This window comes from Cobetia sp. SIMBA_158 (assembly GCF_046566945.1).
Classification (GTDB): domain Bacteria; phylum Pseudomonadota; class Gammaproteobacteria; order Pseudomonadales; family Halomonadaceae; genus Cobetia; species Cobetia amphilecti.
The window spans coordinates 1-267 of sequence record NZ_JAWJYL010000434.1; the positions used below are offsets into that span (position 1 = coordinate 1).

The following is a 267-nucleotide window of genomic DNA, read 5'->3' on the forward strand; positions in this document are numbered from 1 at the left end:
TGAGCTTGATAACACATTTGGTACTAGTGGAGTTGGTTATTACCAAGCTAACCTGTGTACAAATTCACTCGTATTTTCCTCGTTGATTCTACAAACTGACACGCAAATAGCCTTAAGTAGCACTTGCGATAATGGTGACTCAAATAATATCAGTGTATCTAAGTTTGATTTTTATCCGGATGGAGTTGAGCCATAAATGAAAGTCGAATTATTTGGGGTAAGAGGCTCAATGCCTACACCCGGTAGCGATACCCACCTATATGGTGG

At 40.1% G+C, this 267-nt stretch carries 1 protein-coding gene; it reads left to right on the top strand.

Annotated features, from left to right (window positions below; all coding sequences use genetic code 11):
• On the top strand, positions 1 to 196 hold a 196-nt coding region (locus R2R70_RS20585), incomplete at its 5' end, for a hypothetical protein (RefSeq protein ID WP_410978990.1).
• Positions 197 to 267: the final 71 nt, after the last annotated feature.